The organism is Streptomyces sp. KL2, assembly GCF_046529545.1.
GTDB classification, from domain to species: domain Bacteria; phylum Actinomycetota; class Actinomycetes; order Streptomycetales; family Streptomycetaceae; genus Streptomyces; species Streptomyces radiopugnans.
Genome location: NZ_CP127170.1, coordinates 5,368,533 through 5,381,903, shown reverse-complemented (window position 1 = coordinate 5,381,903; position 13,371 = coordinate 5,368,533). Strand labels below are relative to the sequence as shown.

Below are 13,371 nucleotides of genomic sequence, written 5' to 3'. Positions count from 1 at the left end.
CCTACCGCATCGTAATCTTACTCGCAAGTAAATTTACTTCGGAGTAAGAAAAGTGAGGGGAACCCCATGACCAACGGCGTCAGCCGGGAGCCGGCCGACCTCGCCGCCCTCGACTTCGCCGCCGTCTCCCCCGAGGAGTTCGCGCGGATCGTCAAGGGCCTGTCCAACGGGGAGATCGCCGAGATCATGCGCGGCGAGCTGCGCACGCGCGTGCTCGGCGAGGTCTTCCGGCGCATGGAGCGGCAGTTCCGCCCCGAGCGGGCCGGATCGCTGGACGCCGTGATCCGCTGGAAGGTCACCGGGGAGACCGAGGTCGTCCACGAGATCGCCATCTCGGGCGGCACCTGCACGGTCCGCGAGGGCCGCGGCGACACCGACCCGCGCGTGACGCTGACCATGGGCGACGCCGAGTTCCTCAGGCTCGTCTCCGGCAACGCCAGCCCCGTGACGATGTTCATGACGCGCAGGCTGAAGCTGGCCGGCGACGTCGGCCTGGCCTCCGGCCTGACCCGCTACTTCGACATCCCCAAGGCGTGAGGGGCGGACTGCGGTCATGAGCGGTTTCTCCCTCGACCTCACCGAGGAGCAGAACGACCTGCGCGAGTGGGTGCACGGCTTCGCCGCCGACGTCGTGCGCCCGGCCGCCGCCGAGTGGGACGAGCGGGAGGAGACTCCCTGGCCCGTCATCCGGGAGGCGGCGAAGATCGGCCTGTACGGCTTCGAGTCCCTGGCCGACATGTACGGCGATCCCTCCGGCCTCTCCCTCCAGATCGCCAACGAGGAGCTGTTCTGGGGCGACGCCGGCATCGGCATGGCCCTGTTCGGCACCTCGCTGGCGGTGGCGGGCATCTTCTCCGCCGGCACCCCCGACCAGCTCGCCGAGTGGGTCCCGCAGTGCTTCGGCGACCAGGACGACCCCAAGGTGGCGGCCTTCTGCGTCTCGGAGCCCGAGGCCGGCTCCGACGTCTCGGCCATGCGCACCCGCGCCCGGTACGACGAGGCGAGGGACGAGTGGGTGATCAGCGGCCAGAAGGCGTGGATCACCAACGGCGGCATAGCGAACGTGCACGTGGTGGTGGCCTCGGTGGAGCCGGAACTCGGCGCCCGCGGCCAGGCCGCGTTCATCGTCCCGCCCGGCACCTCCGGTCTGGAGGCCGGGCGCAAGATCAGGAAGCTGGGGCTGCGGGCCTCGCACACCGCCGACGTCTTCCTGGACGAGGTGCGGGTGCCGGGCCACTGCCTGCTGGGCGGCAGGGAGAGGCTGGACGCGCGCCTGGCCCGCGCCCGCGAGGGCGGAGGAGCCAAGGGCCAGGCCGCCATGGCGACCTTCGAGGTCAGCCGGCCCACCGTGGGCGCGCAGGCGCTCGGCATCGCGCGCGCCGCGTACGAGTACGCCCTGGAGTACGCGGGCGGCCGCGTCGCGTTCGGCCGCCCCATCGTCGAGAACCAGGCCGTCGCCTTCGCCCTGGCCGATCTGCGGACCGAGATCGAGGCCGTCCGGCTGCTGATCTGGCAGGCGGCCTGGATGGCCCGCAACGGCCGCGCCTTCGACGCGGCCCAGGGCTCGATGTCCAAGCTGCGCGCCGGCGAACTGGCCGTCGCCGCAACCGAGAAGGCCGTCCAGATCCTCGGCGGCGCCGGATACAGCCGGGAGCACCCGGTGGAGCGGATGTACCGGGACGCCAAGATCTACACCATCTTCGAGGGCACCAGTGAGATCCAGCGCCTGGTGATCGCCCGCGCGGTCTCCGGCCGCCACATCCGCTGACGCCGGCGCACCCCGTCCCCCTCGGGCGGGCGCTCGCCCGAGGGGGACGGGGTGCGGCAGGATGTCCCGGTGGCGGAACCGGGGGACCTGGAGCGGGAGTTCGGATCGCTGGGCGCACGGGTGCGGCTGCACACGCGCTGCGTGGACTGCGGGCGGCAGACGGGGGCCGGGGCGGACGAGCCGGTGGTGCTGGCCTCGGTCGTCAAGGTGCCGCTGGTGCTGGAGTTCGCCCGGCAGGCGGCGTACGGCCAGCTTGATCCGGCCGAACGGGTGCTGGTGCGGCAGGCGGACCGGCTGGGCGGCACGGGCACGGCCGGCTGCCGGGACGACGTGGAGATGAGTCTGCGCGATCTGGCGTTCCTCGCCCTGTCGGTGAGCGACAACACCGCCGCCGACGTGCTGTTCCGCAGGGTGGGCACCGACACCGTGGCGCTGCTGGCGCGGGAGCTGGGGCTGGAGGGCACGCGGATCGCCGGATCGCCCCGGGACCTGCTGGAGAGCGTGCTGGCGGAGGTGGGCGCCGCCGATCCCGCCGCGTTCGCCGCCGTCTACCCCACGCTCTCCCCCGAGCGGATACGCTCCCTGCCCACATCGGACCCGCGGCGCACCAACAGCGGCACCGCCCGGGACATGACCCGGCTGCTCGCCCTGATCTGGACCGACCGCGCCGGACCGCCGCGGGCGTGCGCCGAGGTCAGGGACCTGATGGCGCGGCAGGTGAGCTGGCACCGGCTGGCGGCGGCCTTCCCCGAGGAGGTCGCCGTCGCCGCGAAGTCGGGCACCCTGCCCGGCATCCGCAACGAGATCGGCGTCGTCTCCCCGCCCGGTGGCGGCCGTTACGCGGTCGCGGTGTTCACCGAGACCGAGAGCCTTGGCCAGCGCCGCCCGGACCTCGACGCGGCGATCGGCGCGGCGGGGCGGGCTGCGGTGGAGGCGCTGTACGGCTGCTGCGATCAGCCCTCTTCCGGCCGCCGCACCGCGTAGACCACGTCCCAGGGGCGCGGCGCGCCGTCCGGCCCCGCCGTCCTCGGCCCGGGCCGCCCGGCCGGGCACTCGCCCGTCCCGCCCGCCTCGGCGCGCAGCGCGGCCGTCGCGGTGGCCGCCAGGCGCCGGGCGGCCGGATGGGGCGCCGCGGCCGGCCGCACGAAGGAGACCGGCCACCGCGGGCCGTCCGTGCCGAGCGGGCGCCACAGGACGCGGGGTTCCTTGCGGGCCACGGCCTCGTGCGCGAGGGCGGCCCCGTGCCCGGCGATCACCAGGCCCATCACCACCTCGGGGCTTCCCGCGTGGACGATCCGGGACGGGTGCCAGCCCTGCGCGCGGCAGGCACCGAGGGTGGCGTCGTACAGGCCCGGCGCCGCCTGCCGGGGAAAGATCACCAGCGGGCTGCCGCCGAGCGCGGCCAGGGGCAGCGGGCCCGTCCCCGCCTGCGGGGAGCCCCGGGGCAGGACGACGCCCAGCGGCAGACCGGTGGCCGGTTCGCTCACCAGTCCGGCCGGTTCCACTTCCACCGGGTGCTGGAGGAGTCCGGCGTCCAGCTCCCTGTCGGCCAGCAGCCGCACCTGCTCGGCGGTGCTCAGCTCCCTCGGCTCCACCTGTACGCCCGGGGCCTCGGCGGCGAAGGCGGTCAGCATCCGGGCCAGCACGCGTCCGGGCAGCTCCGGGGGCACCCCGATCCGCAGCGTTCCGTGCTCGCCGCGGTGGGCGCGGGCGACCAGGGTCCGCATCCGCTCGGCCCGGGCCAGCAGCTCACCGGACTCGGCCAGCAGCGTCTCGCCCGCGGCGGTCAGCCGTACGCCGCGCGAGGTGCGGTCGAACAGCCGCACACCGAGCTCCTCCTCCAGCGAGCGGACGCTCCGGCTCAGCGGCGGCTGGGCCATGTGGAGCCGTTCCGCCGCCCGCCCGAAGTGCAACTCCTCGGCGACGGCCCGGAAGTACCTCAGGTGCCGTAACAGATCCACGCTGGGACGATACCGTTTCCGGTATCGCCGGAAACGGTTTTCGATCTTGGACGGGCCGCCGTCGCACGTGCTCTGATCACGGCATGCGACCACTTTCCCGATCCTCCCGCCCCTCCCCCGCCCGCACATCCCCGGTGTCCCGGCGCGGTCTGCTCGGCGCCTCGGCGGCCGGTGGTCTGGCCGCCGGCCTGACCGCGGCCGTCCCGGCCGGCGCGGCGCAGCCGGCGGCCCGCCCCGCGCGTTCCGACCGCCCCGAGCCGGGCAGGTCCGGCTTCCGGTTGCGCTGGCTGGGCAACAACGGCTGGGAGATCCGCGTGGAGCGGCCCGGCGCCGCACCCGCCACCGTGCTCGTGGACCCGTGGCTGACCCGCTTCCGCACCGGCACCTACTCCCGGAAGGGGGCCGATCCGGACACGCCGGTGACCGTCGACCGGGCCGCCATCGACCGCCACCGGCTGCGCGCCGACCAGATCCTGGTCACCCACGGCCACTACGACCACATGCCCGACGTACCGCATCTGGCGGCCCGTACCGGTGCCACCGTGCTGGGCACCGAGAGCCACGCCAACATGATGCTGGCGCTCGCCCGGCCGGAGGAGCGGCGCGCTCTGGAGGAGCAGTTGTCGGTGGTGCGCGGCGGCGAGCACATCCGCTTCGAGGGCTACTCGGTCCGGGTGCTGCGCTCCCTGCACTCCATGCCGGGGCCGCGCGCCCGGGTGCCCTTCCCCGGCACCCGCCCCGGCGGCCCGCCGCCCCGCCCGAGGACCATCGCCGACCTCGTCGAGGGCGAGACCCTGGCGTACGCGGTCACCAGCGAGGCCACCGGCTTCACCCTGGTGAACTTCGGCGGCTCCAACTTCAGCGCCGCCGACCTGACCGGGCTCGCCCCGGACCTGGCGATGATCCAGCCCGGCGGCTCCACCGTGCACGACTACGTGCCGCGCCTGCTGTCCTGCCTGGGCCACCCGCCCTACGTCGTGCCCACCCACTGGGACGACTTCGACGAGCCGCTGGACGAGCCGGCCGTGGACTGGGGCGGCCTGGAGGGCCTGCGCAGGGCGGTGGAGGAGGCGAGCCCGCACACGCGCTTCGTGGTCGTCGACCATCTGGAGGCGTTCACACCCTGACGCGACGGGCCACGGCCCGTCGGTCTTCACCGAAGGGTCGCGGCCCGGGGTGCGGCGCCGTCGCGGCGGGCGTGTCTCAGTCGAGCGGGACGACGGCGACGGGCGCCTTGGAGTGGTGCATGACCGCGTGGGCGACCGGCCCGATGTGGAAGCCGATCGGCGAGCGGCGGTCGCGGCGGCCGACGACGACCAGCGAGGCGTCCTCGGATGCCTCCGTCAGATGGCGGGCGGCCCTGCCCACCACGGCCTGTGCCTTCACCTCGACGTCCGGGTACTTCTCCCGCCAGTGGCGCAGCGCCTCGTTCAGGGCGCGGGCGCTCTCCTCGGCCAGATCGGTGGCCAGGCGGGGGTCGACGGCGATGGGGTCGATGCCGTAGACCAGCGGCGGGTTCCAGCCGTGGACGACCCGCAGCGCGGCGCCGCGCCGGGCGGCGGCTTCGAAGCCGAACTCGATCAGCTCGTCGGCCGGCCGGTACAGCTCCAGTCCCATGACGACGTCGCGGGAGCCGTTGGAGGGCCCGGCGCCCTCCGGTCCGCCCTCCTCCGGTGTTCCGGCCCGCACCAGCACCACCGGGCACTTCACACGGGCGACGGTGGCCAGGCCGACGGAGCCGATCAGGAAACCGGCCACGGGTCCCAGTCCGCGTGTGCCGACGACCAGCACCTCGGCCTGCTCGGCGACCGCGGTCAGCACCTCGGGGGGACGGCCGGTGAGCTGGTCGGTGGTGATCTCCAGCCCCGGGTGGCGGCGGGCGAGGTCGTTCGCCGCCTCGCGCGGGATCCGCTGGGCCCAGTGCTGCCGGGTCCCGGGGTCGGCGAAGGAGTCCGGAGGGGTGAAGGGGTCGGGCTCCCGCACGTGGACGAGGTGCAGCGGCACCCCGCGCCGTACCGCCTCCCGGGCCGCCCAGTCGGCGGCGGCCAGGCTCTCGGCCGAGCCGTCCACTCCCACGGTGACCGTACGTACCATCACAACACCTCCGTTGACGGGCGGCTCTGTGCCGCTGTGTTCTCATGATCGATCCGGATACCCGCGTTCGGCAGGGGTCACTGGTCCCTTCCGTGCGGGCCCGATGTCCTGCGGGGCCCGCCGTGGTGTCCCGGGGGATCGGCCGGACGGTCCGCAAGGGCGGCGGGGCGGGGGAAGACGACCGGGGAAGACGGCCGGCCCGCGGCGCCTCGGGGGCGCCGCGGGCCGGTGGTCCGCTCGGGGGCGGCGGGTTCACCGCAGCCAGGGGAGGCTGCGGACCAGGGGCAGCCGGGCCCACCACCGGCCCAGCCCCCAGGTGTCGCCCGCCGCCGCGGCCGCCAGGACGATCATGACGGCGGCGTACACCACGTGGTAGTTCACGAGCGGGTTGGTCGACATGCTGGGGCTGCCGTCCGACAGGTGCTGGGCCAGTGGCCACTCCGCGGCCCACATCAGCGCCATCATCACGGTGCCGGCGACCGCCGTGAGCCGCAGTGCGACGCCGGCGGTCAGGGCCAGGCCGATGCCGAGTAGGCCCAGCATGAACAGCCAGTCCGCCCAGGCGGCCCCGGCGATGTCGTGGAAGACCGACTCCAGGGGGCCGACTGCCACGCCGCTGAGGAAGCCCTCCGTGGGCGAGCCGCCCTCGGTCCAGGCCCGCTCGGCGGGGGTCGCGTAGCCCAGACCGAAGGTCTTGTCGGCGAACGCCCACAGGAAGACGAACCCGGTCGCGAAGCGCAGCCCGGCCAGGACGCGGGCCGCGGCCGACGCCGCCGGCACCGCGGCCGCCGCGGCCGCCGTCTCGCCGGACGCGGGTGCGGTCCGGGTGGTGCGCCACACCGGGAGGCGGAACCCCCGGTGTCCGTGCGTGTGGCCGTGGACTGCCATCTCACTCATCCCCTTCGCGGAAATCGGCCCGCCGGTCGGGCACGTTCACACCGTCTCGCGGCGGCGCGCGGCGCAGCAGGGGTCCGCGGGCCCGTGTGCGGGGGCCGAAGGTCCCGCCTCCGGTCCCCGTACGGCCCCTGCCCCGGCGGTGGGAGGAATCCGACGATGACGGTGAGGCTCCACTTCCCGGCCGCGGGAGTACAACGGGAGTAGAGGGAGCGGCGGCGGACCGCCTCGGCGCCCGCACCGGAACCGGAAGCGGACGCCTCCGCGCACACGACCCCTTCACCGCCAGGGAGGCCCGCCATGATCGTCACCGCCAACAACCTGCTCGGTGCGCTGCCCCCGGAGAGCCGCGAGCGGCTGCTGGAACTCGCGCGCGAGGTCTCCTTCCCCGCCGGCGCCCGCATCTCCGAGGAGGGCCACCGGGCCGACCGGTTCTGGGTGATCCGCACCGGCTCGGTCACCCTCGACATGCGGGTGCCCGGCCGCCGTCCGGCGGCGGTCGAGACCCTCTCCCACGGCGACCTGCTGGGCTGGTCCTGGCTCTTCCCGCCCTACACCTGGCAGCTGGGCGCCGAGGCGCTCAGCCCGGTGCGGGCCCTGGAGTTCGACGCCGCCCGGGTGCGGGAGCTGTGCGACGCCGACCCGGTCCTGGGGCGCGCGGTGGCCCTGCGGATGGCCGAGATCATCTCGCACCGGCTGCAGGCCGCCCGCACCCGGCTGCTGGACCTGTACGGGCCCTACGGAAGCGGGCCCATGCCGTGACGCCCATCCCTGCGCGTCACGGCCGACGATCCTGAGGAGGACAGCATGGACACTGTGGACAGCGCGGGCGCGACGGGCGGCGCGGACGCCATGGACGGCGCCCCGCACACCCCGCACACCGTCGGCGACGTGATGAGCCAGACCGTCGTCTCCGTGGGCCGGGACGCCCCGTTCAAGCAGATCGTGATGACCATGGAGCAGTGGAAGGTCAGTGCTCTGCCGGTGCTGGAGGGCGAGGGCCGCGTCGTCGGCGTCGTCTCCGAGGCGGATCTGCTGCCCAAGGAGGAGTTCCGGGACGGCGGCCCCAGCCGCATGGAGCAGCTTCGGCGCCCGGAGGATCTGGCCCGGGTGGGGGCGGTGACCGCGGGCGAGCTGATGACGGCGCCGGCGGTGTGCGTCCGCGCCCGCGCCACGCTGGCCGAGGCGGCGCGGATCATGGCGCGCCGGCGCGTCAAGCGCCTGCCCGTGATCGACGCCGACGGCCTGCTGGTCGGTGTCGTCAGCCGCGGGGACCTGCTGAAGGTCTTCCTGCGCCCGGACGAGGACATCGCCCGGGAGGTGCGCCGTGACGTCGTCGAGCCCCTCTTCCCCGGCGGGGACCGGAGCGTGGGGGTGCGGGTGGCGGACGGCGTGGTGACCTTCACAGGCGAGATCCGCAACACCGCCCTGGTCCCGGTGGCCGCCCGGATGGCGCGGTCGGTGGAGGGGGTGGTGGACGTCGGGTTCGACCTGGAGCGGTCCGTGTGAGCCGCCGGTGGCCGAAGGCGACCGCCGGCGGCCACCGGTGACCGTCGAGGGCCCCTGGTGGCGGAGCCGGCGTCCGGGGCGGTGTGCCGGGATCGGGCGGCCCGGGTTCCCGTCCGCGTGTGCGGGCGGTGGGGCCGTTGGGCCCTGGCGCCGGACGGGCGGGTCGGGGCAGGATCGTGGGGCAGGGGGGCGTGCCCCTGCCCGACAGCGTGAAGGATCCGTATGACCCAGGCCCAGCAGTTCTCACCACAGGACCCGATCCGGGTGTTCCTCCTGGACGACCACGAGGTGGTACGGCGCGGCGTGCACGACATGCTGGACGCCGAGCCCGACATCGAGGTGGTCGGCGAGGCCGGCACGGCCGAGCAGGCCCTCGCGCGCGGCCCGGCCCTGCGCCCTCACGTGGCCGTCCTGGACGTGCGCCTGCCCGACGGCAACGGCATCGCCGTCTGCCGCGAGCTGCGCTCGCGGATGCCGGAGCTGGCCTGTCTGATGCTGACCTCGTTCGACGACGACGACGCGCTGCTGGACGCGATCATGGCCGGTGCCTCCGGCTACGTCCTCAAGCAGATCAAGGGCTCTGACCTGATCGCCGCCGTGCGCACCGTCGCCTCCGGGCAGTCCATGCTGGACCCGGCGACCACGGCGCGGCTGATGAACAGCCTGCGGGTGCAGGACACCGAGGAACCCGCCGAGGAGCCGCAGGACGCCGCGCTGGCCTCGCTGACCCCCCGCGAGCGCGACATCCTGGCCCTGATCGGCGAGGGGATGACCAACCGGCAGATCGGCCGGCAGCTGTACCTGTCGGAGAAGACGGTCAAGAACAACATCTCCCGGCTGCTGGCGAAGCTGGGGGTGGAGCGGCGCGTCCAGGCCGCCGTCATCGCCACCCAGACCGCCCCGCACTCCACGGGGCGGCAGCCGCGCTGAACCGGTCCGCGGAGGCGGGCGGGGCCGGCGTACCGGGCGGGGGCCGCGCACCGGGGCGGCCCCCGCCCGTTTTCGCCCCGGATGGGGCCGACCGGCCCTACCCCCGCGCGGGTGGCGCGCGCACCATGGACGCATGCACCGACACGACGGCTTCCGCGAGCTCGACCGGCAGGAGTGCCTGGACCTGCTGGCACAGGTCCCTCTGGGACGCATCGTCTACACCGAGAACGCGCTGCCCGCCGTCCTCCCCGTCAACTTCTTCCTGGACCGCGACCAGGCGGTGGTCCTGCGCACCTCGGGCGCGTCCCGGATGGCCCGTGCGGTGGACACCAGTGTGGTGGCCTTCGAGGCGGACCGGTTCGACGAGGCGACGCGCTCCGGCTGGAGCGTGGTCGTCACCGGGCGCGCCTCGAAGGTGACCGATCCCGGTGAGGCCGAGCGGCTGGGCCTGTCCGGGCCCCTGTCCTGGGCGTCGATCGAGGACGGGGTCTACGTGCGGATCGAACCGGAACTGGTGACCGGCCGGGTGCTGGACGACGTCTCTCCCACCGGGACCGTCTGAGCCGCGGACCCCGCGCGGCTGCCCCGGCCTACCGGCCGTCGTGCGACGTCGGCCCCGTCGCCGGCTGCGGCAGCGTGCTGTCGGGCCCGCAGGACGGTGTGCCGGCCGACGGGATCAGTCCAGCCGGACGGTGAGCAGCACCAGGGCGTCGGTGTCGGCGGTCAGGCGGTGGCGCTCCGCGGGGATGGCGATGAGGTCGTCCGGACCCAGCTCCCACTCCCGGCCGACGGTGCTCAGCGTCACCCGGCCGGTCAGGCACAGCAGCGTCGCGGCTCCCGGCGCCTGGTGCTCGGCCAGTCCGTGGCCGGAGGCCAGCGCCATCAGGGTCACGCTGAGCCCGGGGACCTTGACGACGGTCTGCGCCTTCCGCCCTGAGTCGGCCGCCCCCGCCTCGGCCAGCAGCCACTCCCCCTGTGCCTTCAGTCCGGCCACCTCTCCGGCGGGGTGCTTCTCGCGGTCCGGCTCGGGACCGCCCTGCGGAGTGATCATCAAACACGCTCCCATCCGCGCCGGGGGCACGCGGGCCCAGCCGCGTGTCCCGGCTCCGGTAGACGATGCAGGGACGGGTGAGGTACCCCGGCGGCGCGGTCAGCATGTGCACCAACCGGGTGAAGGGCCAGACGGCGAACGCCGTAGCCCTCGTCGACGACGTCGGCGGCCACCGTGGCACCAGTCCCGGCGCCGGTGCCGCGTACCGCGTCGACGACCGGGGACAGCGGCGGGATGCACCAGGCCATGGGCATGGCGCGGTACTCCGGGTGCCGACTGCCGGACCGAACCGGCCGAGCGCCTTCCACGTCGCCGGCGGGCAGCTCGGCACCGTCCACCAGGAGGTCGCCCACCGGCTGCGGCCGGACGATCCGGGCAGCGGCGGAGCACAGGTGCTGGACCTGCCCCCGGCCTCCGGCGGTCTCGTGGAGCCGGCCTTCCCCGAGGCCGGCGCCTATCCGTTCGTCCCGCACATCGTGGGCGACGCCGAACGCGGCGCGAAGGGGGCCTTCGGGGTGACGGACTGAGCCACGGACCGGAGCACGGACCGGCTCACGGACCGATCCGCTTCTCGAACCAGTGGTCGGCGTACTTCCCGCCGTTGTAGTCGGGGATCTCGGTGTAGCCGTGGCGCGCGTACAGGGCGCGGGCCTCGACCAGGTCGGCGCGGGTGTCCAGGCGGATCACCCGCGCGCCCAGCACCTCGGCGGCGGCGTGCTCGGCCGCCGCCAGCAGCCGCGCTCCCCAGCCCTTCCCCCGCGCGCCGGGGAGCACGAAGAGCCGGGTCAGTTCGGCGGTCCGCTCGTCCAGTACGCGCAGGCCGGCGCACCCGGCGGGCCGCCCCTCCCACCGGCCCACCAGGAAGTGGCCGGTGGGGTGGGCGAGATCGTCACTGGGCTCCTCGGCGAGCGCCGCGTCGACCTCCTCCCGCGTGGCGCGGCGGCCGTGGTAGCGGCCGACGATGTCCTCGTAGTACGCGCGCAGCAGGGCCGCGGCCTCGGGATGCCCGACGGGCAGGGGCGCGATGTCCCAGAACTCTCGGCGTTCGGTGTCCACGTGCCCCATCCTCACCGGCGCGGTCCGTCCGCGTCCTCCCGTTTTCCGCCCTGCCCTGCCCTGCCCTGCCCCGCCCGGTCTCCGGCCGGGGACCGGCCCCGCGCGGCCGGTGGTCAGGACGTACGGCCGCCCGCGTCGACGGAACGGGTGTGGGCGAGGATCGCGTCGGCCAGCGGCGGCACGGCCGCGCTTCCGAGCGCGTGCCCGAGCCCGGGGACGGTGACCAGCCGCGCGGAGGGGATCGCACGGGCCAGCCGGGCCGCGTGCGGCGGGGGTGTGATCGGGTCCTCCGGGGCGTCGACGACCAGGGTCGGGACCGTCACCCGCGCCAGCTCCTCGCCCCGCTCCATGCCGGACTGGTCGGCGAGAGCGTGTGCGGACGGCTGGCGCCAGGTGCCGCTGTGGGCGGCGACCCGGCGTTCGAGGTCGCCGAACTCCTGGGCGTCGAAGGGCAGTACGTCGCCGTTGAGAAGGCGCCAGTGCTCCACCCGCCATTCGAGTTCGGCCTCCTGGTCGCGCTCCTGCCCCATCTGCTCCCACATCGCGAGCAGGCGGGGGTCGGGGCCGGGCAGGTCCTCGTCGCGGATCTCCGGGTCGGGGCGCGCGCCGCCCAGCACGGAGGTGCCCCACAGCGCGGCGCTGAGCAGTCGCCGCGGGTGGTCCAGGAGCAGCAACTGGACCAGGTAGCCGCCCATCGACATCCCCGCCACGTGCGCCCGGTCGACGGACAGCGCGTCCAGCACCGCCACGGCGTCACCGGCGAGGTCGCGGACGGCGTAGGGCCGTTCGTGGAAGGCGCGGGTGGAGCGGCCGGTGTCGCGGTGGTCGTAGCGGATGACGCGGTGGTGCCGCGCCAGCCGGGCCACGAGTGCGTCGGGCCATCCCAGGCCGCTCGCGCCGGCACCCATGACGAGCAGCAGTGGCGGCAGATCGTCCTCTCCGGCGGTCTCGACCCACAGCCGGTAGCCGTCCCCCGCTTCGACGAAGGTCTCCATGTGTTCCCCCTTCAGTTCGGGCCGTGGTGCCGCAGGCCGTTGAGCGCGGTCTCCAGCAGCGCGTCGGCGTACTCCTCGGTCAGCGGCCCGCTGCGGGTCAGCCACCGCTGCGCCATCGGCGCGAAGATCGCGTCGACGGCGATGTCCAGGTCCAGTGAGGCCGGGAGCCGGCCGGCGCGCTGCGCGGAGCGCAGCCGGGCCCGCTTGGCCTCCCGGGTGGGCTCCTCCACGCGGATGCGGTACTCCTCGGCCAGGGCCTCGTCCTCGACCATCGCGGCCGTCAGCGCCCGCAGCGGACGGTCCACCTCGGGACTGGCGAGTTCCAGCGCGGTGGCCCGCAGGACGGTGCGCAGGTCCGCCTCCAGATCACCGGTGTCGGGCAGCGGCACCGGCTCCTCTCCGTCGCCGAAGCTGCGCACGAGGATCGCCTCGAACAGCACCGCGCCCTTGGAGGGCCACCACCGGTAGATCGTCTGCTTGCCGACCCCGGCGCGCGAGGCGATCGCCTCGATGCCGAGCCTGCGGTAGCCGACCTCTCCGACCAGCTCGAAGGCCGCTTCCAGGATCGCGGCGCGGGAGGCCGCGCTGCGCCGGGCGGCCGTCGGTTGCTTGGGCACGACCGGACCATAACACAGACGAGACGGCACGTCTCGTCTCGCTTCCCTCGCCACAGGACACCGCCCCCGGCGGGGCGCAGACCACCGCGTTCGCCCGAAGGCCCCGTGAACACAGATCGGTCGAACGCGGCTCCCGCACCCGGTTCGACGGCGGGCGCGGGCAGCGGCCCCGCCCGGGGCCGGCCGAGAGGGCGGGAAGGCGCTACGCAGTCAGCGCACGCTCACCGTCATCGCCGCTCCGGGCGCAGACGGCGGCCAGTTCGTCCAGGGAGATCCCCAGTACGGCCGCCAGGGCCGCCACCGTGAAGAACGCCGGGGTCGGCGCCCGCCCGGTCTCGATCTTCCGCAGCGTCTCCGCCGACACCCCGGCCGCCGCCGCGACCTCCACCATGCTGCGTCCACCGCGCGCTTCGCGCAGCAGTGCGCCGAGCCGCTCCCCGCGCTGCCGCTCCCACGGGGTCAGAGGAGTTCTCACCATGACCGTGATACTAATACC

The 13,371-nt window shown here is 74.7% G+C and carries 17 protein-coding genes; 9 read left to right on the top strand and 8 right to left on the bottom strand.

All coding sequences use genetic code 11. The features are described 5' to 3' along the window. Window positions 1-66: 66 nt before the first annotated feature. From QPK52_RS24235 to QPK52_RS24225, 3 genes are all read left to right on the top strand, one after another. Window positions 67-537, top strand: a complete 471-nt coding sequence (locus QPK52_RS24235; protein WP_093656276.1) for an SCP2 sterol-binding domain-containing protein — start codon at window positions 67-69, stop codon at window positions 535-537. A gap of 16 nt (window positions 538-553) precedes the next feature. Beyond that, complete coding sequence (locus tag QPK52_RS24230) at window positions 554-1,768, top strand: acyl-CoA dehydrogenase family protein (protein ID WP_410539577.1); 1,215 nt, start codon at window positions 554-556, stop codon at window positions 1,766-1,768. A gap of 69 nt (window positions 1,769-1,837) precedes the next feature. After that, the gene (locus QPK52_RS24225; RefSeq protein WP_410539576.1) at window positions 1,838-2,752 is read left to right on the top strand and encodes a serine hydrolase; all 915 of its coding nucleotides are present in this window, start codon (window positions 1,838-1,840) and stop codon (window positions 2,750-2,752) included. Here the strand turns inward: QPK52_RS24225 and QPK52_RS24220 are convergent. After that, window positions 2,722-3,729 carry a LysR substrate-binding domain-containing protein gene (locus tag QPK52_RS24220; protein ID WP_410539575.1) on the bottom strand — a complete coding sequence of 336 codons (1,008 nt, stop codon included), beginning with the start codon at window positions 3,727-3,729 and terminating at the stop codon, window positions 2,722-2,724. The two genes, QPK52_RS24225 and QPK52_RS24220, sit on opposite strands and share 31 nt — an antisense overlap. A gap of 83 nt (window positions 3,730-3,812) precedes the next feature. Between QPK52_RS24220 and QPK52_RS24215 the strand changes: the two genes are divergently transcribed. Further along, on the top strand, window positions 3,813-4,856 hold the full coding sequence (locus QPK52_RS24215; RefSeq protein ID WP_410539574.1) for an MBL fold metallo-hydrolase: 1,044 nt from the start codon (window positions 3,813-3,815) through the stop codon (window positions 4,854-4,856). 76 nt (window positions 4,857-4,932) lie between these two features. Here the strand turns inward: QPK52_RS24215 and QPK52_RS24210 are convergent, their stop codons facing one another. Together QPK52_RS24210 and QPK52_RS24205 are read right to left on the bottom strand one after the other, a co-directional pair. Further along, complete coding sequence (locus tag QPK52_RS24210) at window positions 4,933-5,823, bottom strand: universal stress protein (protein WP_410539573.1); 891 nt, start codon at window positions 5,821-5,823, stop codon at window positions 4,933-4,935. 252 nt (window positions 5,824-6,075) lie between these two features. After that, a complete protein-coding gene (locus tag QPK52_RS24205) occupies window positions 6,076-6,711 on the bottom strand; it encodes a hypothetical protein (RefSeq protein WP_410540461.1) in 636 nt (211 codons plus the stop codon). 306 nt (window positions 6,712-7,017) lie between these two features. Between QPK52_RS24205 and QPK52_RS24200 the strand changes: the two genes are divergently transcribed. The 4 genes from QPK52_RS24200 (at window position 7,018) to QPK52_RS24185 (ending at window position 9,718) form a co-directional block, all read left to right on the top strand. Further along, window positions 7,018-7,479: a Crp/Fnr family transcriptional regulator gene (locus QPK52_RS24200; RefSeq protein ID WP_093656288.1), complete on the top strand. Its 462-nt coding sequence runs from the start codon at window positions 7,018-7,020 to the stop codon at window positions 7,477-7,479. 132 nt (window positions 7,480-7,611) lie between these two features. Next, on the top strand, window positions 7,612-8,226 hold the full coding sequence (locus QPK52_RS24195; protein WP_410540460.1) for a CBS domain-containing protein: 615 nt from the start codon (window positions 7,612-7,614) through the stop codon (window positions 8,224-8,226). Between the two features lie 222 nt (window positions 8,227-8,448). Next, window positions 8,449-9,156, top strand: coding sequence for a response regulator (locus QPK52_RS24190; protein ID WP_410539572.1), 708 nt, complete (start codon window positions 8,449-8,451; stop codon window positions 9,154-9,156). 133 nt (window positions 9,157-9,289) lie between these two features. Next, window positions 9,290-9,718 carry a pyridoxamine 5'-phosphate oxidase family protein gene (locus QPK52_RS24185; RefSeq protein WP_410539571.1) on the top strand — a complete coding sequence of 143 codons (429 nt, stop codon included), beginning with the start codon at window positions 9,290-9,292 and terminating at the stop codon, window positions 9,716-9,718. 114 nt (window positions 9,719-9,832) lie between these two features. Here QPK52_RS24185 and QPK52_RS24180 read toward each other — a convergent pair whose 3' ends face one another. After that, window positions 9,833-10,207: a cupin domain-containing protein gene (locus QPK52_RS24180; RefSeq protein ID WP_245769892.1), complete on the bottom strand. Its 375-nt coding sequence runs from the start codon at window positions 10,205-10,207 to the stop codon at window positions 9,833-9,835. 269 nt (window positions 10,208-10,476) lie between these two features. Between QPK52_RS24180 and QPK52_RS24175 the strand changes: the two genes are divergently transcribed. Continuing rightward, window positions 10,477-10,734 carry a hypothetical protein gene (locus QPK52_RS24175; protein WP_410540493.1) on the top strand — a complete coding sequence of 86 codons (258 nt, stop codon included), beginning with the start codon at window positions 10,477-10,479 and terminating at the stop codon, window positions 10,732-10,734. A gap of 25 nt (window positions 10,735-10,759) precedes the next feature. On the opposite strand, the gene QPK52_RS24170 is transcribed toward QPK52_RS24175, so the two are convergent. The 4 genes from QPK52_RS24170 to QPK52_RS24155 all read right to left on the bottom strand — a co-directional run bounded on the left by QPK52_RS24170 (window position 10,760) and on the right by QPK52_RS24155 (window position 13,353). Beyond that, window positions 10,760-11,272 carry a GNAT family N-acetyltransferase gene (locus tag QPK52_RS24170; protein ID WP_410540458.1) on the bottom strand — a complete coding sequence of 171 codons (513 nt, stop codon included), beginning with the start codon at window positions 11,270-11,272 and terminating at the stop codon, window positions 10,760-10,762. A 104-nt stretch (window positions 11,273-11,376) separates the two neighbouring features. Further along, on the bottom strand, window positions 11,377-12,258 hold the full coding sequence (locus QPK52_RS24165) for an alpha/beta fold hydrolase (protein ID WP_410539570.1): 882 nt from the start codon (window positions 12,256-12,258) through the stop codon (window positions 11,377-11,379). 11 nt (window positions 12,259-12,269) lie between these two features. Then, window positions 12,270-12,875 (bottom strand): TetR/AcrR family transcriptional regulator, encoded by a 606-nt coding sequence (locus tag QPK52_RS24160; protein WP_410539569.1) that lies wholly within the window; start codon window positions 12,873-12,875, stop codon window positions 12,270-12,272. A 202-nt stretch (window positions 12,876-13,077) separates the two neighbouring features. After that, window positions 13,078-13,353 carry a helix-turn-helix domain-containing protein gene (locus tag QPK52_RS24155; protein ID WP_093656301.1) on the bottom strand — a complete coding sequence of 92 codons (276 nt, stop codon included), beginning with the start codon at window positions 13,351-13,353 and terminating at the stop codon, window positions 13,078-13,080. Window positions 13,354-13,371: the final 18 nt, after the last annotated feature.

Coding starts and splice junctions, on each gene's coding strand:
- QPK52_RS24235 (WP_093656276.1), top strand. CDS start 67: ATGACCAACGGCGTCAGCCGGGAGCCGGCCGACCTCGCCGCCCTCGAC.
- QPK52_RS24230 (WP_410539577.1), top strand. CDS start 554: ATGAGCGGTTTCTCCCTCGACCTCACCGAGGAGCAGAACGACCTGCGC.
- QPK52_RS24215 (WP_410539574.1), top strand. CDS start 3,813: ATGCGACCACTTTCCCGATCCTCCCGCCCCTCCCCCGCCCGCACATCC.
- QPK52_RS24210 (WP_410539573.1), bottom strand. CDS start 5,823: ATGGTACGTACGGTCACCGTGGGAGTGGACGGCTCGGCCGAGAGCCTG.
- QPK52_RS24205 (WP_410540461.1), bottom strand. CDS start 6,711: ATGGCAGTCCACGGCCACACGCACGGACACCGGGGGTTCCGCCTCCCG.
- QPK52_RS24200 (WP_093656288.1), top strand. CDS start 7,018: ATGATCGTCACCGCCAACAACCTGCTCGGTGCGCTGCCCCCGGAGAGC.
- QPK52_RS24195 (WP_410540460.1), top strand. CDS start 7,612: ATGAGCCAGACCGTCGTCTCCGTGGGCCGGGACGCCCCGTTCAAGCAG.
- QPK52_RS24190 (WP_410539572.1), top strand. CDS start 8,449: ATGACCCAGGCCCAGCAGTTCTCACCACAGGACCCGATCCGGGTGTTC.
- QPK52_RS24185 (WP_410539571.1), top strand. CDS start 9,290: ATGCACCGACACGACGGCTTCCGCGAGCTCGACCGGCAGGAGTGCCTG.
- QPK52_RS24180 (WP_245769892.1), bottom strand. CDS start 10,207: ATGATCACTCCGCAGGGCGGTCCCGAGCCGGACCGCGAGAAGCACCCC.
- QPK52_RS24170 (WP_410540458.1), bottom strand. CDS start 11,272: ATGGGGCACGTGGACACCGAACGCCGAGAGTTCTGGGACATCGCGCCC.
- QPK52_RS24165 (WP_410539570.1), bottom strand. CDS start 12,258: ATGGAGACCTTCGTCGAAGCGGGGGACGGCTACCGGCTGTGGGTCGAG.
- QPK52_RS24155 (WP_093656301.1), bottom strand. CDS start 13,353: ATGGTGAGAACTCCTCTGACCCCGTGGGAGCGGCAGCGCGGGGAGCGG.